29 protein-coding genes are annotated in these 25,972 nt (G+C 52.9%); 20 read left to right on the top strand and 9 right to left on the bottom strand.

What is annotated here, in order from left to right; all coding sequences use genetic code 11:
* Positions 1-21: 21 nt before the first annotated feature.
* The gene (tapT, locus tag OGX86_RS12960) at positions 22-720 is read right to left on the bottom strand and encodes a tRNA-uridine aminocarboxypropyltransferase (protein ID WP_003835347.1); all 699 of its coding nucleotides are present in this window, start codon (positions 718-720) and stop codon (positions 22-24) included.
* Positions 721-789: 69 nt separating this feature from the next.
* The gene (gene trxC, locus OGX86_RS12955) at positions 790-1,209 is read right to left on the bottom strand and encodes a thioredoxin TrxC (protein WP_008785506.1); all 420 of its coding nucleotides are present in this window, start codon (positions 1,207-1,209) and stop codon (positions 790-792) included.
* Between the two features lie 207 nt (positions 1,210-1,416).
* Between trxC and OGX86_RS12950 the strand changes: the two genes are divergently transcribed.
* Positions 1,417-2,496, top strand: a complete 1,080-nt coding sequence (locus OGX86_RS12950; protein ID WP_020996710.1) for a tRNA/rRNA methyltransferase — start codon at positions 1,417-1,419, stop codon at positions 2,494-2,496.
* A gap of 33 nt (positions 2,497-2,529) precedes the next feature.
* Here OGX86_RS12950 and ung read toward each other — a convergent pair whose 3' ends face one another.
* On the bottom strand, positions 2,530-3,219 hold the full coding sequence (ung, locus tag OGX86_RS12945; RefSeq protein WP_008785504.1) for a uracil-DNA glycosylase: 690 nt from the start codon (positions 3,217-3,219) through the stop codon (positions 2,530-2,532).
* A gap of 317 nt (positions 3,220-3,536) precedes the next feature.
* Between ung and grcA the strand changes: the two genes are divergently transcribed.
* On the top strand, positions 3,537-3,920 hold the full coding sequence (gene grcA, locus OGX86_RS12940; protein WP_003037563.1) for an autonomous glycyl radical cofactor GrcA: 384 nt from the start codon (positions 3,537-3,539) through the stop codon (positions 3,918-3,920).
* Positions 3,921-3,999: 79 nt separating this feature from the next.
* Here the strand turns inward: grcA and eamB are convergent, their stop codons facing one another.
* Complete coding sequence (gene eamB / locus OGX86_RS12935) at positions 4,000-4,587, bottom strand: cysteine/O-acetylserine transporter (RefSeq protein WP_048225104.1); 588 nt, start codon at positions 4,585-4,587, stop codon at positions 4,000-4,002.
* 102 nt (positions 4,588-4,689) lie between these two features.
* Between eamB and OGX86_RS12930 the strand changes: the two genes are divergently transcribed.
* Positions 4,690-5,586 carry a LysR family transcriptional regulator gene (locus OGX86_RS12930; RefSeq protein WP_239605498.1) on the top strand — a complete coding sequence of 299 codons (897 nt, stop codon included), beginning with the start codon at positions 4,690-4,692 and terminating at the stop codon, positions 5,584-5,586.
* Positions 5,587-5,603: 17 nt separating this feature from the next.
* Here the strand turns inward: OGX86_RS12930 and srmB are convergent, their stop codons facing one another.
* Positions 5,604-6,932, bottom strand: a complete 1,329-nt coding sequence (gene srmB, locus OGX86_RS12925) for an ATP-dependent RNA helicase SrmB (protein WP_003835340.1) — start codon at positions 6,930-6,932, stop codon at positions 5,604-5,606.
* Between the two features lie 130 nt (positions 6,933-7,062).
* On the opposite strand from srmB, the gene trmN reads away from it, so the two are divergent.
* Positions 7,063-7,800, top strand: coding sequence for a tRNA(1)(Val) (adenine(37)-N(6))-methyltransferase TrmN (gene trmN / locus OGX86_RS12920; RefSeq protein ID WP_048215761.1), 738 nt, complete (start codon positions 7,063-7,065; stop codon positions 7,798-7,800).
* Here trmN and nadB read toward each other — a convergent pair.
* The gene (gene nadB, locus OGX86_RS12915) at positions 7,785-9,407 is read right to left on the bottom strand and encodes an L-aspartate oxidase (RefSeq protein ID WP_003037572.1); all 1,623 of its coding nucleotides are present in this window, start codon (positions 9,405-9,407) and stop codon (positions 7,785-7,787) included. The two genes, trmN and nadB, sit on opposite strands and share 16 nt — an antisense overlap.
* Positions 9,408-9,670: 263 nt before the next feature.
* On the opposite strand from nadB, the gene rseD reads away from it, so the two are divergent.
* The 12 genes from rseD (at position 9,671) to acpS (ending at position 19,390) form a co-directional block, all read left to right on the top strand.
* Positions 9,671-9,835 carry a rpoE leader peptide RseD gene (rseD, locus tag OGX86_RS12910; RefSeq protein WP_122973798.1) on the top strand — a complete coding sequence of 55 codons (165 nt, stop codon included), beginning with the start codon at positions 9,671-9,673 and terminating at the stop codon, positions 9,833-9,835.
* A complete protein-coding gene (gene rpoE, locus OGX86_RS12905) occupies positions 9,832-10,407 on the top strand; it encodes an RNA polymerase sigma factor RpoE (protein ID WP_003037573.1) in 576 nt (191 codons plus the stop codon). The genes rseD and rpoE overlap by 4 nt, the downstream gene beginning before the upstream one ends.
* A 31-nt stretch (positions 10,408-10,438) precedes the next feature.
* Positions 10,439-11,089 carry an anti-sigma-E factor RseA gene (gene rseA, locus OGX86_RS12900; protein WP_008785497.1) on the top strand — a complete coding sequence of 217 codons (651 nt, stop codon included), beginning with the start codon at positions 10,439-10,441 and terminating at the stop codon, positions 11,087-11,089.
* Complete coding sequence (rseB, locus tag OGX86_RS12895; RefSeq protein WP_003835334.1) at positions 11,089-12,045, top strand: sigma-E factor regulatory protein RseB; 957 nt, start codon at positions 11,089-11,091, stop codon at positions 12,043-12,045. The genes rseA and rseB overlap by 1 nt, the downstream gene beginning before the upstream one ends.
* Complete coding sequence (rseC, locus tag OGX86_RS12890; protein ID WP_286640165.1) at positions 12,042-12,506, top strand: SoxR-reducing system protein RseC; 465 nt, start codon at positions 12,042-12,044, stop codon at positions 12,504-12,506. Before rseB ends, rseC begins: the two co-directional genes overlap by 4 nt.
* Before the next feature lie 270 nt (positions 12,507-12,776).
* Positions 12,777-14,576, top strand: a complete 1,800-nt coding sequence (gene lepA, locus OGX86_RS12885) for a translation elongation factor 4 (protein WP_003037577.1) — start codon at positions 12,777-12,779, stop codon at positions 14,574-14,576.
* 15 nt (positions 14,577-14,591) lie between these two features.
* Positions 14,592-15,566, top strand: coding sequence for a signal peptidase I (gene lepB, locus OGX86_RS12880; RefSeq protein ID WP_003835329.1), 975 nt, complete (start codon positions 14,592-14,594; stop codon positions 15,564-15,566).
* Positions 15,567-15,835: 269 nt separating this feature from the next.
* Complete coding sequence (gene rnc, locus OGX86_RS12875) at positions 15,836-16,516, top strand: ribonuclease III (protein ID WP_003037579.1); 681 nt, start codon at positions 15,836-15,838, stop codon at positions 16,514-16,516.
* Complete coding sequence (gene era / locus OGX86_RS12870) at positions 16,513-17,418, top strand: GTPase Era (RefSeq protein WP_032937937.1); 906 nt, start codon at positions 16,513-16,515, stop codon at positions 17,416-17,418. The genes rnc and era overlap by 4 nt, the downstream gene beginning before the upstream one ends.
* 134 nt (positions 17,419-17,552) lie before the next feature.
* Positions 17,553-18,263, top strand: a complete 711-nt coding sequence (gene recO, locus OGX86_RS12865; protein WP_008785495.1) for a DNA repair protein RecO — start codon at positions 17,553-17,555, stop codon at positions 18,261-18,263.
* A 15-nt stretch (positions 18,264-18,278) separates the two neighbouring features.
* A complete protein-coding gene (gene pdxJ / locus OGX86_RS12860; protein WP_008785494.1) occupies positions 18,279-19,010 on the top strand; it encodes a pyridoxine 5'-phosphate synthase in 732 nt (243 codons plus the stop codon).
* On the top strand, positions 19,010-19,390 hold the full coding sequence (gene acpS / locus OGX86_RS12855) for a holo-ACP synthase (RefSeq protein WP_003037588.1): 381 nt from the start codon (positions 19,010-19,012) through the stop codon (positions 19,388-19,390). The genes pdxJ and acpS overlap by 1 nt, the downstream gene beginning before the upstream one ends.
* A gap of 106 nt (positions 19,391-19,496) precedes the next feature.
* On the opposite strand, the gene OGX86_RS12850 is transcribed toward acpS, so the two are convergent.
* Both OGX86_RS12850 and OGX86_RS12845 read right to left on the bottom strand, forming a co-directional pair.
* The gene (locus OGX86_RS12850; protein ID WP_003037590.1) at positions 19,497-19,757 is read right to left on the bottom strand and encodes a YfhL family 4Fe-4S dicluster ferredoxin; all 261 of its coding nucleotides are present in this window, start codon (positions 19,755-19,757) and stop codon (positions 19,497-19,499) included.
* Positions 19,758-19,812: 55 nt separating this feature from the next.
* The gene (locus OGX86_RS12845) at positions 19,813-20,661 is read right to left on the bottom strand and encodes a MurR/RpiR family transcriptional regulator (RefSeq protein WP_048215763.1); all 849 of its coding nucleotides are present in this window, start codon (positions 20,659-20,661) and stop codon (positions 19,813-19,815) included.
* Between the two features lie 117 nt (positions 20,662-20,778).
* Between OGX86_RS12845 and murQ the strand changes: the two genes are divergently transcribed.
* The 4 genes from murQ to tadA are packed head-to-tail and all read left to right on the top strand — an operon-like array spanning position 20,779 to position 24,250.
* Entirely contained in the window at positions 20,779-21,672 is an 894-nt protein-coding gene (gene murQ, locus OGX86_RS12840) for an N-acetylmuramic acid 6-phosphate etherase (protein ID WP_048215764.1), read from the top strand.
* Positions 21,673-21,681: 9 nt separating this feature from the next.
* Positions 21,682-23,046 carry a PTS transporter subunit EIIC gene (locus OGX86_RS12835; RefSeq protein ID WP_008785492.1) on the top strand — a complete coding sequence of 455 codons (1,365 nt, stop codon included), beginning with the start codon at positions 21,682-21,684 and terminating at the stop codon, positions 23,044-23,046.
* A gap of 3 nt (positions 23,047-23,049) precedes the next feature.
* Complete coding sequence (yfhb, locus tag OGX86_RS12830) at positions 23,050-23,685, top strand: phosphatidylglycerophosphatase C (protein WP_048225088.1); 636 nt, start codon at positions 23,050-23,052, stop codon at positions 23,683-23,685.
* Between the two features lie 28 nt (positions 23,686-23,713).
* Positions 23,714-24,250 carry a tRNA adenosine(34) deaminase TadA gene (gene tadA / locus OGX86_RS12825; protein WP_125112746.1) on the top strand — a complete coding sequence of 179 codons (537 nt, stop codon included), beginning with the start codon at positions 23,714-23,716 and terminating at the stop codon, positions 24,248-24,250.
* A 40-nt stretch (positions 24,251-24,290) separates the two neighbouring features.
* On the opposite strand, the gene mltF is transcribed toward tadA, so the two are convergent.
* Positions 24,291-25,841 carry a membrane-bound lytic murein transglycosylase MltF gene (mltF, locus tag OGX86_RS12820; RefSeq protein WP_008785489.1) on the bottom strand — a complete coding sequence of 517 codons (1,551 nt, stop codon included), beginning with the start codon at positions 25,839-25,841 and terminating at the stop codon, positions 24,291-24,293.
* Between the last annotated feature and the right edge of the window lie 131 nt (positions 25,842-25,972).

Here is a 25,972-nt window from a genome sequence, read left to right as displayed (position 1 = left end):
GACACCAGTGACCGAATGATTTTAAACGTTTTCTGATGAATCTGCTGTGACGCTTCCCTGATGTTGAGTTTTTCCTGCCAGGTAGCGGGTTTTAAAGCGAGTGAAATGATCGCTTAACCCTTCTGCGGCTTGCGTATCTCCCGCCAGATCCAACAAGGCGATGGCCACTTCGGCAGTGCAATATTGCCCTTCAGCGTGAACGCCACGCAGGTGGTAAGCAGAAAGGCGTGATAAATCAACGGAGATCACCGGTAGGTTATCGAGGTACGGGCTTTTGCGGAACATTTTACGCGCCTCAGGCCAGGTACCGTCGAGCATGATAAACAATGGTGGCTTACCGGCTGGTGGCGTGAAAATCACTTCACGCTCTTCACCCGCATAGGAGGCCGGGAATACAACCATCGGCTGGTAATCCGGATTTTTCACCAGTTCCAACAGCGCCTGCGGCGGCTCGGTGCGTGACCACTGAAAAGCCGTGGTATCGGGCAGAATATCAGCAATCAAACGCCCCGTGTTGCTGGGCTTCATCGGCTCGGTATCAAACATCACCAGACAAAAGCGACTTTTTGCCTCAGAGGGTGCCAGCGTTGCGCACAAGCAGAGTTTCTGCGGCAGCAGGCAGCGCTGACAGCGGCGGACGCGATTACCTCGGGCAAGGAAAGGACGCGTGGCGCGCGCGAGGCGCTCAGCGCGTAACTGAAGAACAGCGTTATCGGTCATGGGGAAACACGTTGAAAAACGCTATTGTCGCAGAGGTGAAAACGGGGCACAAGATGCGCCCCGTAGAGATTATAATGATTCGTTAAGCCAGCTATCAAACGGGGCTTTTGGTACAGCGCCGTTAAGCATGTCGACGATTTCCCCTTTTTTGAAAATCATAATGGTCGGAATGCTGCGGATACCGAAACGGGCGCTGAGTTCACGCTCGGCTTCCGTATTCACTTTAACAAAACGCACTTTACCGCTACGCTCTTCCGCGACATCTTCAAAAATCGGGGCGAAGTTACGACATGGACCACACCAGGGGGCCCAAAAGTCAACGACCACCGGGAGATCGTCTTTTAACAGTTTATCCAGTGTCTCACCGGTCGCATTGATCACCTCCCCATCAAACAGGTCGTGACCACAGCGTCCGCATTTAGCCGCTTCCTGGACACGATCGTCGGGGATGCGGTTGATAGCCTGGCAGCTGGTACAAACGGTATTCATAACTAACCTCTGGATGAGTGGAGTGGACTTCACGGCAGGAACGCCAGTATGTTTCTATTATGTTACATATTATCGGGGAGTCTGTTCCAAACAACAATGCGTTTTATTCAATGAGTACAATAGTCCTTAGCTTTTAAATGAAATAATGGCTAACGACGTGCACATCGGGTAATCTGCGCGCTTCGCGCAGAGCAGGTGGAGAAAAACATGAGCGACGAACTGAAGAACAAAAACGGCAAGGTCAAAGTGATGTACGTCCGCAGTGACGATGACTCGGATAAACGCACCCAAAATCCACGTACTGGCAAAGGCGGTGGTCGCCCCGGTACTTCCCGAGCCGAAGGCGGTCGTCGCCCTGCCCGTGATGACCGAAAGGGTCCGAACAGCGAACGCGGTCGTGAACGTGGTCGTGACCGCGATGTAGAACGTGACCGCAGACGTGAAGATTCACCGTGGCGTACCGTGTCCCGCGCACCGAATGATGACGCAGCGGATAAAGCCGATCACGGCGGTATTAGCGGTAAGAGCTTTATCGATCCTGAAGTATTACGCCGTCAGCGTGCGGAAGAAACCCGCGTTTACGGTGAGAATGCCTGTCAGGCTCTGTTCCAGAGTCGTCCGGACGCCATCGTCCGCGCCTGGTTTGTTCAGAGCGTAACCCCGCGCTTTAAAGAAGCATTACGCTGGATGGCTGCAAACCGCAAAGCCTATCACGTGGTTGACGAAGCCGAGCTGGCGAAAGCCTCTGGTACTGAACACCATGGTGGCGTCTGTTTCCTGATCAAAAAACGTAACGGTACTACCGTTAAGCAATGGGTCGGTCAGGCAGGGGCGCAAGATTGCGTGCTAGCACTGGAAGATATCGCTAACCCGCACAACCTGGGCGGAATGATGCGTAGCTGCGCCCACTTTGGTGTGAAAGGCGTAGTGGTTCAGGATGCGGCGCTGCTGGAATCAGGTGCGGCCATCCGTACCGCTGAAGGTGGTGCAGAGCACGTTCAGCCGATTACCGGCGACAGCATTGTTGATGTGCTGGACGACTTCCGCCAGGCGGGTTACACGGTTGTGATGACCTCAAGCGCGAAAGGCAAACCGCTGTTTACTACCACGCTGCCGGAAAAAATGGTGCTGGTATTAGGGCGTGAGCGTGAAGCTCTGCCAGAAGCAGCATGCTCAGCCGACGATTTGTGCATAGCGATTGACGGCACTGGCAAGGTAGAAACGCTCAACGTTTCTGTGGCAACAGGCGTGCTGCTCGCGGAGTGGTGGCGTCAGAACAAAGCCTGATAATAAAAATGCCAGCGAATCGCTGGCATTTTTTTACTCGCTTTCTGCGGGTAATACCGGCATCCAGTCAATTGGCTTTTCACCTCGTTGTTCCAGCCATTCATTCGCCAGTACAAAGTGATTGCAGCCAAAGAAACCGCGATGCGCAGAGAGCGGTGATGGGTGGGGCGCTTTCAACACATGGTGACGCTGCGTATCAATAATCGCGCCTTTCTTCTGTGCGTGAGAACCCCAGAGCAGGAAAACCACGCCTTCCCGATGTTGGTTAATCAGGCTGATGACTTTATCGGTAAATGTTTCCCATCCAAGGCTGGCGTGAGAATGCGCCTGACCGGCGCGGACGGTGAGTACGGTGTTGAGTAACAGTACCCCCTGGCGTGCCCAGCTTTCCAGATATCCGTGCGTTGGGCGCGTGAAACCTGGAATCGTTGCCTCCAGCTCTTTGTACATGTTCAGCAACGAGGGGGGAGTGGCAATGCCGGGGCGAACAGAGAACGCGAGACCGTGTGCCTGGCCTGGACCGTGGTAAGGATCCTGACCCAGGATAACGACTTTCACGTCACCAAGCTCGGTAAAGCGAAAAGCGTTAAACACATCTTTTTGCGGTGGATAAATTGTCATACCTGACTGACGCTCGCCGGCAACAGTATGCAGTGTGTTAACAAAATAAGGCTGCTGTTTCTCTTCAGCCAGCACATCGTGCCAGGTTAATTCGGTGGCCATCTCGCTCTCCTGCGAATTTTCAATCCCCCTAGCTTAACTGCTTCTTTCGACGTCGCAAAATTCTGTACGTTACTCAATGGTCTACCCCTTAAAGATAGTTGAAAATTTATGTGAAAAGTTTAGCTGCGTACATGGCGTAAGTTGATGTAAAACAATAAAATCCACCTATCACCACTTTTCATGTGTGGTTTTTATTGATTTAAATCAAAGATTCAAGGGTGTGTGAGGGGTATATATACACTCAAGCAACAATGGTTTTACCAATTGGCCGGATGACGGCCAACCGAGATCAAATAATTTTGCCGGGGAGGCATCAAATGATTACAGGTATCCAGATTACTAAAGCTGCAAACGACGACCTGCTGAACTCTTTCTGGCTGCTGGACAGCGAAAAAGGCGAAGCTCGCTGCATCGTTGCGAAAGCAGGTTTCAATGCTGATGAAGTCGTTGCAGTCAGCAAACTGGGCGAAATCGAATACCGTGAAGTACCGGTAGACGTACAGCCGGAAGTCCGCGTGGAAGGTGGTCAGCACCTGAACGTGAACGTTCTGCGTCGCGAAACGCTGGAAGATGCAGTTAAGCATCCGGAAAAATATCCGCAGCTGACCATCCGTGTTTCGGGTTATGCAGTGCGTTTCAACTCTCTGACCCCAGAACAGCAGCGCGACGTTATTGCTCGTACCTTTACTGAGAGCCTGTAAGGCTCACGGGGAATAACCCCGTTTAGCAGAGAATCAAAAAGCGGAAGATGCCAGTGCGTCTTCCGCTTTTTTGCATCTGTTAGTAAAAGATCCTCACCGCGCAATACACCAACAGCAGCGCCAGAATGATATTCAACTGTCGACCGTAATGGCGAAAAACGCGCTGAAAAAGATGGCCCGCCAGCGCCCAGCAGGCATTCCCGAAGGTGCCTATCAGCGCTAACAGAATACTCACCCCAATCAGCCAGTGGGCGTCCTGAGTGTACGGTAATACAAACGTGGATAACGCGGTAATGCCGTATAAAATGATTTTCACGTTAACAAACTGCAAGCCAAAACTTGCCCAGAAGCTAATCGGCTCTGACTGCAATCGATCGTTCGAGGTCGGGCTGGTGGCGATCTTCAGCGCCAGCCACAGGATATAAGCGGCCCCAGCCCAACTAAGCCAATGGATGATGGCTGGATCCATGACCGCCAGCGAAAATGAAATCCCGGCGCACATCAGCATGACGATTAAAAAGCCCAGACTCATTCCGGCCAGTACGCGTGTACTCTGACGAAAACCGTGTGACGTCGCGGCACTGAGCGCAAGGATGTTGTTTGGTCCGGGAGTTAGCGCGGTAATCAATGTATAGGTCCAGAATGCACTTAAAAGGGTGGGGGTCACTTGTTATCTCCTTTGTTTTGATAGACAGTACCCGAGACTAAACATTTAAAAAAATGAATGTTTTTGCATTCTGAATTCGATATTTTCGATGGGTTGGTGCGGATGGATTTACGTCGGTTTATTACGCTAAAAACGGTGGTGGAAGAGGGCTCATTTCTGCGGGCATCACAAAAACTGTGCTGTACGCAATCAACGGTTACCTTTCATATTCAACAGCTTGAGCAAGAGCTTTCGGTGCAGTTGTTTGAAAAAATTGGTCGCCGGATGTGTCTTACCAGTGAGGGAAAACGGCTGATGCCGCATATCCATGACCTGACGCGCGTGATGGCATCGATTCGACAGTCGGCACATCAGGGTGCGCAGCCGAGCGGCGATCTACGTGTCGCAACAGGCGAAACGCTGCTGGCGTATAAAATGCCGCAGGTTTTACAGCGATTTAAACAACGTGCGCCCCATGTGCGGCTGTCTTTACAGTCGCTCAACTGTTATGTCATTCGCGATGCGTTGCTCAGTGACGAGGTCGATCTGGGGGTCTTTTATCGGGTGGGTAATGACGATGCCCTGGAGTTGATGCCGCTTGGCGATCAGTCACTGGCATTAGTTGCTTCGCCACTGCTTCAGCACGTTGATTTTACTCAGCATAACCAGCACATTCCCTGCAGTTTTATCATTAATGAGCCACAATGTATTTTCAGACAACGCTTCGAGGGCCTATTGCGTAAACGACAGATTACGCTGGAAAATACCATTGAGTTATGGAGCATTGAAAGCATTAAGCAGTGTGTATCGGCAAATCTTGGGATCAGCTTTTTGCCGCATTTTGCCGTCGAGAAGGAGTTACGTTCAGGGGAGTTGATTGAATTACCGTTCAGTGAACAACCTGAGTTAATTACGGCATTGTGTGGTTATCATGCCGGAAAAATCGTTAGTCCGGCGATGCGGGTGTTTCTTGAGTGCATTGAAGAGAGTTTTGCATCACGTGAAAAAATGCCGGGCTAAATGGCCCGGCATTCGGTTTACTCTTTGTCGGACTGCTGGGTAGCAGCTCCGCTCGGCTTACGACGTTTGCCGATATTTTTGGCGTCGCGGTGACGTTTTTTCACCCGCGGCTTCTCTTTCTCTTTCGCCTTTTTCTCAGCGCGCTTCGCCAGCACTTTCTTGGATGGCTTACCGTTAGATTTCTCACTTGGCGCGCGCGTGGTTGGACGCAGTTCGTCAATGACGCGAGCTTTCAGCGGTTCGTCAATATAGCGGCTCGCTTTGCCGAGCAGCAGGTGGTCGTGCGCTTCAACCAAAGAGATCGCAGTGCCTTTACGGCCAGCACGACCGGTACGGCCAATACGGTGCAGATAGGCATCGCCACTGCGCGGCATGTCGAAGTTAAACACGTGGCTGACGTCAGGAATATCGATCCCGCGAGCGGCGACGTCGGTTGCTACCAGCACGTTCACACGACCATCGGTCAGGCGTTTGATCGCTTCGTTACGTTTGTTCTGCACCATCTCGCCTTCGAGATAGCAGTTATTAATGCCCGCCTGGCGCAGCCAGCCTGCCAGCTCGTGCACACGCTCACGTTTGCGTACGAAGACAATCGAGCGAGTCGCTTCCGGCTGTTTTAACAGGTGGATCAGCATGGCAGTTTTGTGCTCGATATCATCGGCACGGTAGTAAAACTGATGGATCTTCTTGCGTTCACGGGTGGACGGATCCGCTGAGACTTCGACCGGGTCTTCCAACAGACGCTCGGCAAAATCTTTAATCGCATCGCCTTCCAGCGTGGCGGAAAACAGCATGGTTTGTTTACGCCAGCGTGTTTCACCGGCGATATGCTCGATGTCCTGGGCAAAGCCCATGTCCAGCATACGGTCTGCTTCATCGAGAATTAGCGTTTCAACCGCATGGCAGTCGAAGTTTTCTTCTTTAATGTATTGCAACAGACGACCCGTGGTGGCGACCACGATGTCCTGGTTTTCGCTAAAGACTTCCATGTGGTTCATGTAAGCCACGCCGCCGGTAATCGTAGCGATATCCAGATGTGTATTCTTCGCCAGCTCACGAGCGTGTTCGGCAACCTGCATCGCCAGTTCGCGCGTTGGCGTCAGGATTAAAATGCGCGGCGGACCAGATTTCTTGCGCGGGAAGTCGAGCAGGTGCTGCAACGCTGGCAGCAAATATGCCGCCGTTTTACCGGTGCCTGTCGGCGCAGAACCGAGTACATCACGGCCATCGAGCGCAGGCGGAATGGCGGCAGCCTGAATGGCGGTCGGGCGAGTGAAACCTTTTTCCTGGAGGGCATCCAGAAGGCTTTCATCGAGTTCAAGTTCGGAAAAAGTCGTTACAGTCATGTTCTACCTCTGAGTGGGGCGCTGATTATAGACGTTACGGCTGCAATCTTCATCTGTTTGTATGGATATACCTTCTCAGGTATTGTTTTTATCCTATGTTATCGTTTTTTTTCCAGGAAGGTTGTTCTTCATGCCCCAGTCTACATCCGTACTGAGACGTAATGGATTTACTTTTAAGCAGTTTTTTGTGGCACACGATCGCTGTGCAATGAAAGTCGGAACAGACGGCATTTTATTGGGGGCCTGGGCCCCCGTTGCGGGCGTAAAGCGGATCCTGGATATTGGTACCGGGAGTGGCCTGTTGGCGCTGATGTTGGCCCAGCGCACTGATGAAAACGTCATCATTGACGCCGTGGAGCTTGATGTCGATGCCGCGCAGCAGGCGCAGGAGAACATCGCGCAATCTCCGTGGATGCATCGCGTGAGTGTTCATACAGAAGATGCGCAGCAGTGGATACCGCGTCAGACCGTGCGTTTTGATTTGATAATCAGCAACCCTCCCTATTATGAACAGGGCGTGGAATGTGCTACACCGCAGCGCGAGCAGGCGCGCTATACCACCACGCTCGATCACCAGGCGTTGCTTACGCTGGCGGCGGACAGCATTACGGAAGAAGGTTTTTTTTGTGTAGTGCTGCCGGAACAGATTGGGAACGCGTTTACCCAGCAGGCATTAAGTATGGGCTGGCATCTGCGATTACGTACGGATGTAGCAGAAACGGAAGCCCGACTACCGCATCGGGTATTGCTGGCATTCTCCCCGCAGGCCGGGGAGTGCTTTAGCGACAGGCTGGTGATTCGTGGGCCAGACCAACGTTACTCTGAAGGTTACACGGCGCTGACCCAGGCGTTTTACCTGTTTATGTGATGACTTAGCGGCGAGAGAATGGACGGGCCGGCTTCTGGAAGCTGCTCTGGGTAATCCAGCGTGTAGTGCAGGCCCCGACTCTCTTTGCGCATCATTGCGCAGCGGACAATCAACTCGGCAACCTGCACCAGGTTACGCAGTTCCAGCAAATTGTTCGACACGCGGAAATGGGCGTAATACTCGTCGATTTCCTGTTGCAGCATGGTGATACGGCGCAGAGCGCGCTCCAGGCGCTTGGTCGTACGCACAATACCGACGTAATCCCACATAAACAGCCGCAGCTCATGCCAGTTATGCTGGATAACAACCAACTCATCCGGATTTTCTACCCGGCTTTCATCCCAGCCCGGGAGCGTGCTAACGCCGCGAGCATAAGGCATGCGCCTGTCGATATCTTCAGCCGCGGACCAGCCATAAACCAGACACTCCAGCAATGAGTTCGATGCCATCCGGTTGGCACCATGCAGGCCGGTGTAACTCACCTCGCCGATCGCATACAGCCCGTCGACATCGGTACGGCCAAAGTCATCCACCATCACACCGCCGCAGGTATAGTGCGCGGCAGGCACGATGGGAACCGGCTCTTTGGTTAAATCAATGCCCAATCCCAGCAACTTTTCATAAATCATCGGGAAATGCTGACGAACAAATTCTTCCGGCTTATGGCTGATATCGAGGAACATGCAATCTGCACCAAGGCGCTTCATTTCATGATCAATGGCGCGGGCGACAATATCGCGGGGAGCCAGTTCGCCACGTTCGTCAAAATCGGGCATAAAGCGTGAACCGTCCGGGCGCTTCAGGTGCGCGCCTTCGCCGCGCAGCGCTTCGGTCAGCAGAAAATTGCGCGCCTGCGGATGATACAGCGCTGTCGGGTGAAACTGGTTAAACTCCAGGTTGGCGACGCGGCATCCTGCGCGCCAGGCCATTGCAATTCCGTCACCCGAGGAAATATCCGGATTGGTGGTGTATTGATACACCTTTGACGCGCCGCCGGTGGCCAACACTACCGACTTCGCATGGCAGGTTTCGACGGCTTCTTTATTACGATTCCAGATCCATGCGCCGACAACCCGACGCGTTCCCGGCAGACCGATTTTATCGGAGACAATCAGGTCGACGGCGTTGCTACGCTCAAGAACCCGGATATTGGGGTGATTTTGTGCCTGGCTGACGAGTGTGGTTTCGACTTCTTTGCCGGTAGCATCCGCAGCGTGCAGGATGCGTCGATGGCTGTGACCGCCTTCACGGGTCAGGTGATAGCTCTCTTCGCCGTTAGGCTGAACCTGTGTATCAAATAAGACGCCCTGATCGATAAGCCATTGAACGCAGGTGCGGGCATTGCTGGCGACGAATTCAACCGCATGGCGATCGCACAGCCCGGCCCCGGCAATCAGCGTATCTTCAACGTGGGAGTCGATACTGTCGGTTTCATCGAAAACCGCGGCAATACCCCCCTGGGCATAAAATGTCGAGCCTTCGCTGACCGGCCCTTTGCTCAGGACAATAACCTGATGTTTTTCAGCCAGGCGCAGCGCCAGTGAGAGTCCGGCAGCTCCGCTGCCAATGATCAGCACGTCACAGGATAATTCAGGAGTCGTATTCATGATGTTTGTTTAATTTACTAAACAGTGTTTGGTCACCATAGCACCACATTGCGCGATACTGCACGTTTTATTTTTAAATGTGTTGCAATGACTAAACATGAAAGAAAAGCATGATGAGGGCGAAATAGGCATAAATATTTTGTGAAGCAGGCCGTTAGCATCAGATTATGTGATGAAATAAAGTGCCCGTTGGGTTACTCTGCAAGCGGTGAAATGGGCATTTCTGTACAGATAGTGCGTTGATCGGGTTATGTAGACTTATAATGAGAGATAAGACCTGTCTACAACATGACAAACAAAAAACAATGCGTAACGGAACTTTACGAAACTTGAGCACTCTAAGCATTTGCTTGCTCATAGTGAAGCTGATGGAGTGGCGTTTCGAAAGCGCGTGGAAATTTGGTTTGGGGAGACTTTACCTCGGATGAGCGAGCAGTTAACGGACCAGGTCCTGGTAGAACGGGTCCAGAAGGGAGATCAGAAAGCCTTTAACCTACTGGTAGTGCGCTATCAGCATAAGGTGGCGAGTCTGGTTTCTCGCTATGTACCGTCGGGTGATGTACCCGATGTAGTACAAGAAGCATTTATCAAAGCCTATCGTGCGCTGGATTCGTTCCGGGGAGATAGTGCTTTTTATACCTGGCTGTATCGTATTGCAGTCAATACAGCGAAGAATTACCTGGTCGCTCAGGGGCGTCGTCCACCTTCCAGTGATATTGATGCGATTGAAGCAGAAAATTACGAAAGTGGCGGAGCACTGAAAGAAATTTCGAACCCTGAGAACTTAATGTTGTCAGAAGAACTGAGACAGATAGTTTTCCGAACTATTGAGTCCCTCCCGGAAGATTTACGCATGGCAATAACCTTGCGGGAGCTGGATGGCCTGAGCTATGAAGAGATAGCCGCTATCATGGATTGTCCGGTAGGTACGGTGCGTTCACGTATCTTCCGAGCGAGGGAAGCTATTGATAATAAAGTTCAACCGCTTATCAGGCGTTGACGATAGCGGGATACTGGAAAAGGTATTAGGCATGCAGAAAGAGAAACTTTCCGCTTTAATGGATGGCGAAACGCTGGATACTGAGTTACTCAAAGAGCTAACTCACGACCCGGAAATGCAAAAAACCTGGGAGAGTTATCACCTGATTCGCGATTCCATGCGAGGTGATACCGCCGACGTTCTCCATTTCGATATTTCCGCCCGCGTAATGGCCGCCATCCAGGATGAGCCAGTACGTCAGACGGCGCCATTGATTCCTGAGGCCCAGCCAGCACCGCACCAGTGGCAGAAAATGCCATTCTGGAAGAAAATGCGTCCGTGGGCCGCGCAGCTTACCCAAATGGGTGTGGCCGCGTGCGTATCACTTGCAGTTATCGTTGGCGTCCAGCACTATAATGGGCAATCTGAAACGTCCCAGCAGCCCGAAACACCGGTATTTAATACATTACCGATGATGGGTAAAGCCAGTCCGGTTAGCTTGGGTGTACCTTCTGACGCGACGGCCAGCGGCGGTCAACAACAGCAGGTACAGGAGCAGCGTCGTCGTATTAATGCCATGTTGCAGGATTACGAATTGCAACGTCGACTGCACTCTGAACAGCTTCAGTTTGAGCAGGCCCAAACACAGCAAGCCGCTGTGCAGGTGCCAGGAATTCAAACTTTAGGAACGCAATCGCAGTAATGAAGCAACTTTGGTTTGCCATGTCACTTGTGGCTGGTAGCCTGTTCTTCTCTGTAAACGCCTCGGCCAATCCTGCGTCCGGGGCGTTGTTGCAGCAGATGAATCTGGCCAGCCAGTCGCTAACCTATGAGCTGTCATTTGTCAGCATCAATAAGCAGGGTGTTGAATCCCTACGTTATCGTCATGCCCGCCAGGATAACCGTCCACTCGCGCAACTATTACAAATGGATGGACCGCGCCGGGAAGTGGTGCAACGCGGCAACGAAATTAGCTATTTTGAGCCTGGCCTCGAACCGTTCACGCTGAATGGCGATTATATCGTTGACTCTCTGCCATCCCTGATTTACACCGACTTCAAACGCCTTGCTCCCTACTATGATTTTATCTCAGTAGGCCGCACCCGTATTGCCGATCGGCTCTGTGAAGTGATCCGCGTTGTGGCGCGTGACGGCACCCGTTACAGCTATATCGTTTGGATGGACACGGAGACCAAACTGCCGATGCGTGTCGATCTCCTCGATCGTGATGGCGAAACGCTGGAACAGTTCCGTGTAATCTCCTTTACCGTGAATAACGGTGTTAGCGACAGCATGCAGACACTAGCAAAAGCGAATTTACCACCTTTGCTGTCGGTTCCTGCGGGTGAAAAAACCAACTTCAACTGGAGCCCGTCGTGGTTGCCACAAGGTTTCAGTGAGGTCTCAAGCAGTCGACGTCCGCTGCCGACGATGGATAACATGCCGATTGAATCACGCCTTTATTCTGATGGCCTGTTTAGTTTCTCCGTGAACGTAAACCGTGCGACGCAGAACAGCGCCGATCAACTGCTGCGTACCGGCCGTAGAACAGTCAGCACCAGCGTGCGTGATAACGCGGAAATTACGATTGTGGGCGAGCTTCCACCACAAACGGCGAAGCGTATCGCGGACAATATCAAGTTCAGGGCAGCACAATGATTAAAGAGTGGGCGACGGTCGTCTCCTGGCATAATGGTCTGGCGACGGTCAGCTGCGATGTTAAAGCATCATGTAGCAGCTGTGCTTCCCGGGCCGGATGCGGGAGCCGCGTGCTGAACAAACTGGGACCACAGACCACACACACCATCGTGGTGCCCTGCGACGAACCCTTGACCCCAGGTCAAAAAGTTGAACTGGGCATTGCCGAAGGTAGCCTGTTGGGATCGGCGATGCTGGTCTACATGTCTCCGTTGGCGGGGCTGTTTCTTTTCGCAGCGCTGTTCCAGGTGCTGTGTGGTTCCGATCTTGCGGCATTAAGCGGCGCAGTGCTGGGGGGCGTGGGCGGATTCCTGATTGCTCGTGGATACTCTCGTAAGCTTGCTGAACGCGAAGCCTGGCAGCCGGTCATTCTAAACGTTGCTCTCCCACCCGATCTTATTCGCGTCGAAACCCAGCAGTGATATCTTTGCCTGATGGCGTTGCGCTTATCAGGCCTACAGCGTGCTCAGATGCAGGCGTAGGCCGGATAAGGCGTTTATGCCGCCATCCGGCAAAAGTTTCACCGACTTTGCAAGGTTGTTTCCAGTTCCCGCTATCCTTGCTCTATGAACGTTTCCTCGCCTCAGCGTTGTAGTGTAGAATGCGGCGTTTCACTTAAACAGACGTTAAGCTCAGATCAGCGACTTCTCAGAGCCTGCTCCGGCGGGCGTAAGGCACAATAATTACACTATATGAAGAACATACGTAACTTTTCAATCATAGCTCACATCGACCACGGTAAATCGACGCTGTCTGACCGTATTATCCAGATCTGCGGTGGCCTGTCTGACCGTGAAATGGAAGCGCAGGTTCTCGACTCGATGGATCTTGAGCGTGAGCGCGGTATTACTATCAAAGCGCAGAGCGTGACGCTCGATTTCAAAGCATCTGATGGTGAAACCTATCAGCTTAACTTTATCGACACCCCGGGCCACGTTGACTTCTCGTATGAAGTTTCCCGCTCGCTTGCTGCCTGTGAAGGCGCATTGCTGGTGGTTGATGCCGGACAGGGCGTAGAAGCGCAGACCCTGGCTAACTGCTATACCGCCATGGAAATGGATCTGGAAGTAGTACCGGTACTGAATAAAATTGACCTGCCAGCCGCCGATCCTGAACGCGTGGCAGAAGAGATCGAAGATATCGTTGGTATCGATGCGACGGATGCCGTTCGCTGCTCGGCGAAAACCGGTGTTGGCGTCACTGACGTTCTTGAACGTCTGGTACGCGATATTCCGCCGCCGGAAGGCGATCCGGAAGGCCCTTTACAGGCGCTGATCATCGACTCCTGGTTCGATAACTACCTTGGCGTGGTGTCACTGGTGCGTATTAAAAACGGCACCATGCGTAAAGGCGACAAAATTAAAGTGATGAGCACCGGTCAGGTCTATAACGCCGACCGTCTGGGCATCTTCACGCCAAAACAGGTTGACCGTACCGAGCTGAAATGCGGCGAGGTAGGTTGGTTGGTTTGTGCGATTAAAGACATCCTCGGCGCACCGGTTGGCGATACCCTGACGCAGGCGCGTAACCCGGCAGACAAACCGCTGCCAGGCTTTAAAAAAGTGAAGCCGCAGGTTTACGCTGGTCTGTTCCCGGTGAGCTCTGACGACTATGAAAACTTCCGTGACGCGCTTGGCAAACTGAGCCTGAACGACGCCTCCCTGTTCTACGAACCGGAAAGCTCTACCGCGCTGGGCTTCGGCTTCCGTTGTGGCTTCCTTGGTCTGCTGCACATGGAGATCATTCAGGAACGTCTGGAGCGTGAATACGATCTGGATCTGATCACCACCGCGCCGACCGTAGTCTACGAAGTCGAAACCACGGCGAAAGAGACTATCTACGTCGATAGCCCGTCCAAGCTGCCGCCGCTGAACAACATCTACGAACTACGTGAGCCAATCGCTGAGTGTCACATGCTGCTGCCGCAGGCTTACCTTGGCAACGTCATCACCCTGTGTATCGAGAAGCGTGGCGTCCAGACCAACATGGTTTACCACGGTAACCAGGTGGCGCTGACGTATGAGATTCCGATGGCGGAAGTCGTACTCGATTTCTTTGACCGTCTGAAGTCGACCTCTCGCGGCTATGCGTCGCTGGACTATAACTTCAAACGCTTCCAGGCGTCTGATATGGTGCGTGTTGATGTCCTTATCAACAACGAACGTGTCGATGCACTGGCGCTGATTACCCACCGCGACAACTCCCAGAGCCGTGGCCGTGAACTGGTTGAGAAGATGAAAGATCTGATCCCTCGCCAGCAGTTTGATATCGCGATCCAGGCGGCCATTGGTACGCACATCATCGCGCGTTCAACGGTTAAGCAGCTGCGTAAAAACGTTCTGGCGAAATGCTACGGTGGCGATATCAGCCGTAAGAAAAAGCTGCTGCAAAAACAGAAAGAGGGTAAAAAGCGCATGAAGCAGATCGGTAACGTCGAACTGCCGCAGGAAGCGTTCCTCGCCATTCTGCATGTCGGTAAAGACAGCAAATAATCTTAAGGAGTTGGCATGGCGAACATGTTTGCCCTGATTCTGGTGATTGCCACACTGGTGACGGGCATTTTATGGTGCGTAGATAAATTCATCTTCGCGCCAAAGCGCCGGGAGCGTCAGGCAGCAGCGCAAGCTGCTGCAGGTGATTCACTGGATAAAGCTACGCTGAAAAAAGTGGCACCTAAGCCAGGCTGGCTGGAAACCGGGGCGTCCGTTTTCCCGGTACTGGCGATTGTGCTGGTGGTGCGTTCATTTATCTATGAACCATTCCAGATCCCGTCAGGTTCGATGATGCCGACGTTGCTTATCGGTGACTTTATCCTGGTGGAGAAATTCGCCTACGGGATTAAAGATCCGATTTACCAGAAAACGTTGATCGAAACCGGTCATCCGAAACGCGGTGATATCGTGGTGTTTAAATACCCGGAAGATCCGCGTCTGGACTACATTAAACGTGCTGTCGGTTTACCGGGAGACAAAGTAACGTACGATCCAGTGGCGAAAGAGGTGACTATTCAGCCAGGATGCCGTTCCGGTCAGGCGTGTGAAAACGCGCTGCCGGTAACGTACTCTGATGTTCAGCCAAGTGATTTTGTACAGACCTTTGCTCGTCGTAACGGCGGTGAAGCGACCAGCGGCTTCTTTGAAGTTCCGCTGAACGAAACGAAAGAGAACGGTATTCGCCTTTCTGAGCGTAAAGAAACGCTGGGTGAGGTTACGCACCGCATTCTGACCGTGCCGATTGCGCAGGATCAGGTGGGGATGTATTACCGTCAACCTGGTCAGCCGTTGGCAACCTGGATCGTTCCGCCGGGACACTACTTCATGATGGGTGATAACCGTGATAACAGCGCGGACAGCCGTTACTGGGGATTTGTACCGGAAGCGAATCTGGTTGGTAAAGCGACCGCTATCTGGATGAGTTTTGATAAGCAAGAAGGTGAATGGCCGACCGGTGTGCGTTTAAGCCGTATTGGTGGCATTCACTAATCACCGATAATCGTTCACGTTGTCGTCATTACGGCGGCAGCGTGAATTATTTCTCGGATAAATTCCCGCAGACTAACGACATCCCTTGTCGTTGTGTATAGAATATTCCCCCGAAGTTTTAGGTTGGCACCGACAGGTTGCCACGGCACACGAAACAGCGTTGGTTTGTATATAAATGCATGCAGGCGAAGCCAGATGGCTCAGCGAAGTGCGTATATCAGGTCTGTTTCGTGTGCTGAATTGTTGACGCATTCATTTATTGGTATCGCATGAACCCCATCGTAATTAATCGGCTTCAACGGAAGCTGGGCTACACTTTTAATCATCAGGAGCTGTTGCAGCAGGCATTAACTCACCGGAGCGCCAGCAGCAAACATAACGAGCGCTTAGAATTTTTAGGCGACTCTATTTTGAGCTTTGTTATCGCTAATGCGCTGTATCACCGTTTCCCGCGTGTGGATGAAGGTGATATGAGCCGCATGCGCGCGACGCTGGTTCGCGGCAATACGCTGGCAGAATTAGCCCGTGAGTTTGACCTCGGCGAATGTTTACGTTTGGGGCCAGGTGAGCTGAAAAGCGGCGGCTTCCGTCGTGAATCAATCCTGGCGGATACCGTTGAAGCTTTGATCGGCGGCGTCTTCCTCGACAGCGATATTCAAACCGTTGAGCAATTGATCCTGAACTGGTATCAAACTCGTCTGGATGAAATTAGCCCAGGCGACAAACAAAAAGATCCGAAAACGCGCCTGCAGGAATATTTGCAGGGTCGCCACCTGCCTCTGCCGTCTTATTTGGTGGTGCAGGTCCGTGGTGAAGCACACGATCAAGAATTTACTATCCACTGCCAGGTCAGCGGCCTGAGTGAACCGGTGGTTGGCACAGGTTCGAGCCGTCGTAAGGCTGAGCAGGCTGCCGCCGAACAGGCGTTGAAAAAACTGGAGCTGGAATGAGCGAAGAGAAAACTTACTGCGGATTTATTGCTATCGTCGGTCGCCCGAACGTCGGCAAATCCACCCTGTTGAATAATCTGCTTGGGCAGAAGATTTCTATTACCTCACGTAAGGCTCAGACAACACGTCACCGTATTGTTGGCATCCATACCGAAGGCGCGTATCAGGCGATTTATGTTGATACCCCGGGTCTGCATATGGAAGAAAAACGGGCTATTAACCGCCTGATGAACAAAGCGGCGAGTAGCTCGATCGGTGATGTTGAACTGGTTATTTTCGTTGTCGAAGGCACCCGCTGGACGCCGGACGACGAAATGGTGCTCAACAAGCTGCGTGATGGCAAAGCCCCTGTTATTCTGGCCGTCAACAAAGTCGACAACGTTCAGGAAAAAGCCGATCTGCTGCCGCACCTGCAGTTCCTGGCAAGCCAGATGAACTTCCTTGATATCGTACCGATTTCTGCCGAAACCGGCTTGAATGTCGATACCGTTGCGGGCATCGTGCGTAAGCATTTGCCGGAAGCTATTCATCACTTCCCGGAAGATTACATCACCGACCGTTCTCAGCGCTTTATGGCCTCTGAAATCATCCGTGAAAAGCTGATGCGTTTTCTGGGTGCTGAACTGCCGTACTCCGTTACCGTGGAGATTGAGCGTTTTATCTCTAACGAACGCGGTGGCTACGACATTAACGGCCTGATCCTCGTCGAACGTGAAGGGCAGAAGAAGATGGTTATTGGCAACAAAGGGGCCAAGATTAAAACCATCGGCATCGAAGCGCGTAAAGACATGCAGGAGATGTTCGAAGCGCCCGTTCACCTGGAACTGTGGGTGAAAGTGAAATCCGGCTGGGCCGATGACGAACGCGCGCTGCGCAGCCTCGGTTACGGCGACGACCAGTAGTTTTAATACTCTATGGCTTTCGAGGTGCAGGAAGGCGGCAAGTCCGTGAATCCCCGGGAGCTTACTCTCGTAAGTCACTGGGGTGAACGGGCGCAGCCAACGCACCTGCAACTTGAAAGACGACGAGTATTATGATGGAAGGATGGCAACGCGCTTTTGTCCTGCACAGTCGCCCCTGGAGCGAAACCAGTCTCGTGCTGGACGTCTTCACGGAAGAGTCGGGTCGCGTGCGCCTGGTGGCTAAAGGCGCACGTTCCAAACGCTCCAATCTTAAAGGCGCACTCCAGCCTTTTACCCCGTTGTTGCTTCGCTTTGGTGGACGTGGTGAGGTCAAAACCTTGCGCAGCGCCGAAGCCGTTTCTCTGGCACTCCCCCTTAGCGGAATCACGCTGTACAGCGGCTTGTATATTAACGAGCTTATCTCGCGCGTACTCGAGTACGAAACCCGCTTTTCTGCACTCTTTTTCGATTACCTGAACTGTATTCAGGCGCTTGCTGGCGCCACGGGGTCGCCAGAACCTGCGTTGCGTCGCTTTGAGCTGGCCTTACTTGGTCATCTGGGGTATGGCGTCGATTTTACCCACTGTGCGGGCAGCGGCGAGCCGGTAGACGACACCATGACCTATCGCTACAGGGAAGAAAAAGGGTTTATCGCAAGCGTTGTGATTGATAACGCCACCTTTACCGGACGCCATCTGAAAGCACTCGAATCGCGGGAATTTCCGGATGCTGATACGCTTCGCGCCGCGAAACGCTTTACCCGCATGGCGTTAAAGCCGTATCTTGGTGGTAAGCCCTTAAAGAGCCGCGAATTATTCCGGCAGTTTATGCCGAAGCGAAAATAAAAAACGAGGATTGTCATGGCCGAATTACTGTTAGGCGTCAACATTGACCACATTGCCACTTTACGTAATGCACGCGGTACCGCATATCCGGACCCGGTTCAGGCAGCGTTTATCGTTGAACAGGCGGGCGCGGACGGTATTACCGTACACCTGCGTGAAGACCGTCGTCATATCACTGACCGTGACGTACGTATTTTGCGCCAGACGCTGGATACACGCATGAATCTGGAAATGGCAGTCACCGAAGAGATGCTGTCGATTGCCGTTGAGACTAAGCCGCATTTTTGCTGCCTGGTGCCGGAAAAGCGTCAGGAAGTTACCACTGAAGGTGGGCTGGACGTCGCCGGTCAGCGTGACAAGATGCGCGATGCCTGCAAACGCCTGGCGGACGCAGGCATTCTGGTTTCGCTGTTTATCGATGCCGATGAAGAGCAGATTAAGGCCGCTGCGGAAGTTGGCGCACCGTTTATTGAAATTCACACCGGCTGTTACGCCGATGCGAAAACCGACGCAGAACAGGCCAGCGAACTGGCGCGTATCGCCAAAGCGGCAACCTATGCTGCAAGTCTTGGCCTGAAGGTGAATGCGGGTCACGGTCTGACGTATCACAACGTTAAAGCTATCGCTCGGATCCCGGAAATGCACGAGCTGAACATTGGCCATGCCATTATTGGACGTGCGGTGATGAGCGGCCTGAAAGAGGCCGTAGTAGAAATGAAGCGCCTGATGCTGGAAGCGCGTGGCTAATGGCGATTCTGGGATTAGGTACGGATATCGTGGAGATTGCCCGCATCGAAGCGGTGATCTCCCGTTCCGGCGACCGCCTGGCAAGACGTGTGCTCAGCGACAACGAATGGGCAATCTGGGAAACGCATCAGCAGCCGGTGCGTTTTCTGGCGAAGCGTTTTGCAGTCAAAGAGGCGGCAGCAAAAGCCTTTGGCACGGGTATTCGCAATGGGCTGGCATTTAATCAGTTTGAAGTCTTTAACGACGAACTCGGTAAGCCGCGTCTGCGATTATGGGGAGAGGCGTTAAAACTGGCGGAAAAACTCGGCGTTGCGCACATGCATGTGACGCTGGCCGATGAGCGTCACTACGCCTGCGCCACGGTGATTATCGAAAGTTAGATTCAGGACGATGCCGGATGGCGACGCGTAGTGTCTTATCCGGCCTACGGGTTATGCGTTTGTTGCAGGGGCAGGGTAGGGGCTTCATCGCCAGATGGCGACGCGGCTAAAGTTTATCGGCGTGGTGCATCAGCACAAACTTATCCCACAGCTGCTCTTCTGTTTCGACATGCGCCGGATCTTTCAAAATAGTATTGGGGATTGGGCACACTTTCTGGCAGGTTGGCGTGTCGTAATGGCCTACGCATTCCGTACACTTGTCGCTGTTAATCTCGTAAATGCTATCACCCATCGAAATCGCCTCATTCGGGCATTCGGGCTCGCACATATCGCAATTGATACACTTTTTAGTGATTAACAGGGCCATCAGGAAACTCTCAAAACATCACAAATCGGGCGGGCATTATACGCGCATTCTTTGCTCAGACCAGTTTTTTTACCAGTGCTTCGCTGTGGCGAATACGTTCCGGGGCATGCTCCAGATCCTGCTGCACCAGCGCCATAAACAGTAAATCGGTGAGCATCATTTGCGCGTGGGTGGAGGAAATCGCTGCGCTGCGCGTGGCCTGCTCTTCGGCAATGGTGTACAGACAATGACTTGCCCGTTGCTGCAGGGCGTTCGGTGTAAATCCGGTGATGGCGAGGATTTTCGCGCCGGTACGCAGCGTTTCATCTGCCGCCAGATTAAGTTCGCGGCGCTCACCGGTGTACGAAATAGCCAGCAACAAATCGCTTGGTGAAAGCGCCTGCACCGTCGCCAGCAGGGCGTGCATATCACGTTCGACTACCGCGTTAAAACCAATCTTCAACAGCTTCCAGGCAAAGTTTTGCGCTACCAGACCCGATGCGCCAATCCCGGTCACGATAATGCGGCGGGCTGAACGCAGCATCGTGACGCTCTCCATCAGTTTCTCTTCGCTGTTGACGTCCAGCGTTGCATGCATCGCCGCCACGTTCTCTTTAATCAGTTTCTCGCCTACCATTCGCATCGGGTCGTCACCGCGAATCTGATTATGTACCGGAATGGAATGGGGATTAGGATTGCTGGCCAATGCTTCGCTAATCGCCAGTTTGAGTGCCGGGAATCCTTTAAAGCCCATCTTTTGCGCGAATTTCACCACGCTGGACTGGCTGACGCCCGCTTCAAAGGCCAGCTGTTGTGAACTGAGATGACGCGCAGTATCCGGCTGAGCAAGAAGATAATCCGCAAGTTTTTTATCGCTTTGCGCGAGATCCGGATAACGCTGACGAATGCGAATTAAACAGTTCATGCTTTCTCCTGGCGAAAATGTGATGGCGATTACAAAACAAAATATCACTCGCCTTAGTGAATATAATATTCCATTATGACAGATTATTATGAATTAAAAATTCCTAAGGAACAAAAAATGAATCTTGGTGCGTTAGTTTCAGAAACCCGCAATCCTCAGACCATGGATCTGGATGCGCTCTCCACTCTGGAGTTGGTTCATCGTTTTAATCAACAGGATACGCTGGTAGCTGAAGCAGTAAAAGCAACTCTTCCTGAAGTTGCGCGTGCGGTCGATGCGGCAGCTGACGCGCTAAAAGCCGGTGGACGCATTATTTACATGGGAGCAGGTACCAGCGGGCGTCTTGGGGTGCTGGACGCGTCTGAATGCCCGCCAACTTTTGGCGTCCCGCACGGTCTGGTGGTTGGGCTGATTGCCGGGGGACCGGGCGCTTTGCTGAAGGCAGTAGAAGGCGCAGAAGATAACCCGCAGCTAGGCGAAGACGATCTGCGTGAGCTTAATCTTACCGCACAAGATCTGGTGGTGGGGCTGGCAGCTTCTGGTCGCACGCCGTATGTAATTGGCGGGTTGAAATATGCGCGTTCGGTGGGCTGTACAACGGCGGCTATTTCTTGCAATCCAGATTCCCCTATCGCGCATGAAGCGGATATTGCCATTTCTCCGGTAGTGGGGCCTGAGGCGCTGACCGGGTCAACACGACTGAAATCCGGCACCGCGCAAAAGCTGGTGCTCAATATGATCTCCACCGGCGCGATGGTGAAATTTGGCAAGGTGTACCAGAACCTGATGGTGGATATGCAGGCAACCAACGTCAAACTGGTCGATCGGGCGTGCCGTATGGTGGTTGAAGCCACCGGTATTGCGCGGGCTCAAGCTGAAACGCTGCTGAAGCAGACGGATTATGATGTTAAGCCAGCTATTTTAATGGCGCTCACCGGTCTGGATGCCGCTGCCGCCCGCGAAAAGCTTGCCGCTCACCAGGGTTTTTTACGCGCGGCGTTAGAACACTAAGAGGTGTATATGGATAAGACGGCGTTGCTGGCCAGCGACATCCTGCTGGGCGTTGGCGGAGAGAACAATATTCTGCGTCTGGAAAACTGTATGACCCGTGTCAGGGTGGAAGTTCAGGATGACGGGCAGATCGATATTCCCCGCCTCAGGCAACTGCCCGGCGTTAGCGGCTACGTGAAGCAGGGCGCACAGCACCAGATTATTGTCGGCCCCGGTAAAGCTGCCAAAGTGGTGGATGCCATGCGTTCCCTGATTGCCGATGGCGGCGAGCGAGCAGGTGCCAATGATATTGAGCGCACCAAGTCAGAAGCCAAAGCGAAGTACAAAGCGCCGATGAGCGATGCGCTGCGCAAGCTGGCGAACGTCTTTATCCCTCTTATTCCGGCGTTTATCGCCTCCGGTTTGATTACCGGCATTATTAACATCCTTAAGCGCCCGGATATCGTGGGGGATTTTGCGACCCACTATCCAAATATGCTGGGACTGATGGGCATATTTGGCAGCGCCGTGTTTGCCATTATGAATATTCTGGTCGGGGTGAATACCGCCAAAGTTTTCGGTGGCTCCCTGGCAATGGGCGGGGTGATGGCGGGGATCCTTTCCAGCCCTCAACTGGCGCAAATTACCCTGTTTGGCGAAGCGTTGCAGCCGGGGCGCGGTGGGGTGATTGCGGTATTGCTGGTGGTTGCGCTGATGTGCTGGATCGAACGTAAATTCCGCACGCTGTTGCCGGAATCACTGGAGCTTATCCTTAACCCGCTGCTAACCACCATCATTACCGGTGTCATCGCGATTGTGGCGCTGCAACCGCTTGGCGGATGGATTTCTGAATCTATCGCTCACGGCGCATCCTGGGCTATCGATCGCGGCGGTTTTCTGGTCGGTGCTGTGCTGGCAGGAACCTTCCTGCCGTTGGTGCTCACCGGACTTCATCAGGGATTGGTGCCCATCCACGTTGAGCTGGTTCAGGCGCACGGTTATAACGCGCTTTTTCCGATCCTGGCGATGGCGGGCGTTGGGCAAATAGGTGCTGCGATCGCGGTTCTGATGAAAACCCGTAATGCGCGGCTAAAGAAAGTGATCAAAGGGGCGCTACCGGTCGGACTGCTGGGGATTGGCGAGCCGCTCATTTTTGGCGTAACGCTGCCGTTGGGTAAGCCGTTTATCGGTGCTTGTCTTGGCGGCGCGGTAGGTGGGGCGCTGATTAGCTACTGGAAGGTGGCGACGGTCATCACCTTTGGCATCTCCGGATTACCGCTGGCACTGACGATTGTTGCCGGAAAAGTGATGTTCTATCTGTTAGGCTATCTGGTAGCAGTTATCGCCGGGTTCCTGTTTACCTGGCTATTGGGATTCACTGATCCAGAGGAATAAGGTTTGACCAATCACCAGCGCCGCGTTGTCTTTTTTGATTTGGATGGCACGTTACACCAGCAGGATATGTTCGGTAGTTTTATTCGTTATCTGCTGCGTCACCAGCCGCTGAACGCGTTGCTTGTGCTGCCTTTGTTACCGGTGATTGCGCTGGCGTTGCTGATAAAAGGACGTGCCGCCCGCTGGCCAATGAGCCTGCTGTTATGGGGATGCACTTTTGGGCGCAGCGAAGCGCGTCTGAAAGCGCATCAGGCCGACTTTGTGCGCTGGTTTCGCAGTAACGTGACGGCGTTTCCGCTCGTGCAGCAGCGGCTGACAACCTACCTGTTAAGCTCCGACGCTGATATCTGGCTTATTACCGGCTCTCCGCAGTCACTGGTCGAGCAGGTTTACTTTGATACTCCATGGCTACCGCGAGTCAATCTGATCGCCAGCAAAATGGCGCGGGGATACGGCGGCTGGGTACTGACTTTGCGCTGTCTGGGCCATGAGAAAGTGACGCAACTGGAACGCCACATTGGCGCGCCGCTACAGCTTTACAGTGGCTATAGTGACAGTAATCAGGACAATCCTCTGCTCTCTTTTTGCCAGCATCGCTGGCGCGTCACGCCGCGCGGAGAGCTTCAGCAACTCGAATAGCTAACGCACATGCAATTTGAAGTATGACGTGTATAATGCGCCCGCTTTGATTACTGGAGTTACCCCTTTGTCAGATGTTGAATTTAGCCACGAATACTGGATGCGTCATGCTTTAACGCTGGCTAAGCGCGCCTGGGATGAGCGTGAAGTCCCGGTGGGTGCGGTATTGGTACATAACAACCGAGTAATTGGCGAAGGCTGGAACCGCCCTATTGGACATCATGATCCCACGGCCCACGCTGAGATTATGGCGCTTCGTCAGGGCGGCCTGGTGCTGCAAAACTACCGCCTGTTAGATACCACGCTGTACGTCACTCTGGAACCGTGCGTGATGTGCGCTGGCGCGATGGTGCACAGCCGTATCGGTCGGGTCGTTTTTGGCGCGCGCGATGCGAAAACGGGCGCTGCCGGGTCATTAATGGATGTACTGCATCACCCTGGAATGAATCATCGGGTTGAAGTGACAGAGGGGGTACTGCGGGATGAATGTGCCACGTTACTCAGTGATTTCTTCCGCATGCGCCGGCAGGAAATCAAGGCCCTGAAAAAATCCGCTAATCAGTAACTCTCAGCCTTATGGCAGTGCGCTTATCAGGCGTACAAGACTACTTCTCCTCTTTTTTATGCGGTGAAAACAGCAGGGAAGGGGAGTGCGTCAGGTAGTTTGACGACGTTTGAGACAGAAACGCCGAAAGCGGGAATTTCTCTTTACCTAATAGCTCTGCGGGCGTCACCGTCGGGTAATCCTGCGCCAGTTGCTGCGTTTCTAGCGCCTGTTTTTCTTTCTCTTGCAGATATCCCACCAGGCTAATTTGGTACTTACGGATATTTTCCACATAGGCGTAAGCTTCATGGCCGCGCGCATAGCCATAGGTCAACTTGTTGTAATACGGTTTTTGGCTGAGCAGCGGTAATCGCTGTTTTACGTCAGACCAACTGTTCGGATTGCCTTTGGTTTTCACCGTCAGCGCCCGCGCATCCAGCATGTGTGCATAACCCATGTTATAGGCTGCAAGGGCAAACCAGATGCGTTCTCCTTCGGGGACGGTATCCGGTACTTTACTCATCATATCCTGCAAATATCGTGCGCCACCGCTGATACTCTGTTCGGCATCGGTACGGTCGGTCAGCCCGAGACTCTGGGCAGTATTTTTGGTCAACATCATCAGCCCGCGTACGCCGGTTGGAGAGGTGGCCTGCGCGTCCCAGTGTGATTCCTGATATGAGATAGCGGCCAGCAGTCGCCAGTCTATCTCTTGCGCATATTTCTCAAACAGCGGCTTGAGGTCCGGCAACACGCTGTCTACGGCGCGTAAAAAGGAGCGGGTATCAACATAGTCAAAATCATCGCCATGCCCGAGATATTTCTCTTCCAGCCGTGCCAGAGAACCGTCTTCATTCATGGTGTTGAAGAAATCCAGTAGGGCGGCAGACAGCGTGTTGTCATCGTCCAGCCGACTAAACCATGTCACCGGTTGTTCGTCAGAGACGTCGAGCGCTACGGCCAGCTCAGGATGCACGCGTTGATATAAGCTGATGGCAACAGAATCGGCAATGGTGTAATCCAGCTTTCCGGCGATTACATCATCAAGCAGTTCGGTGGTGCCCTTTTTGTCATCGACTTTCCAGCTCAGATCGGGAAATTTTTTCTCTTTTAGCTGCTGGAGGTCATTAACCACCACATGCCCCGGGGCGATAGTCAGTTGGTTTTCGTTCACCGTGGCAAGCGTGCGCGGACGGTATTGCCCAACCCGGTACACCAGCTGTTGTGAAACCGAATAATAGGTCGGGCCGGGCTGGTAATTTTTAACCCGCTCGCTGTTATAGACCAGGCCTGCGGCTAACAGGTCGGCATTGCCGTTATCCAGGTCGTCAAAAAGCTGGCTGATGTTCTGGCGTACGGTAACTTTTAACTTCACGCCTAAGTAGTCGGCAAATTCCTGGGCCAGTTCATAATCCAGGCCGAATTTTTTGCCGTTGAGGGTCGCGTAAGTTAATGGCGAATCAATGGTACTGACGCGCAGCTCTCCCCGCGACTGAATGGCGGCGATACGATTTTCGGCTTTACCGAACCAGGGAATAGATGGCCAAAGGGCCGCTGCCAACAACAGCGTCAATATGCCGATGAACAGATAATTAATCTTTAATTTTTTCAATTAGTTAATTCTCTGAACCGTACGTTGTCTCTGTCTGCTGTGGTGTTGATTAAGAAGTGAAGTCGTCATTAATGAACGGCATTTTGCTTAAACTTGCGTCAGTTGGCAACTTATTCAGAAATCTGACTGCA

It is taken from the genome of Citrobacter sp. Cpo040 (assembly GCF_030332915.1).
GTDB classification, from domain to species: domain Bacteria; phylum Pseudomonadota; class Gammaproteobacteria; order Enterobacterales; family Enterobacteriaceae; genus Citrobacter; species Citrobacter portucalensis.
The sequence above is the reverse complement of the archived record's forward strand: the minus strand, read 5'-3'. Positions and strand labels throughout refer to the sequence as shown.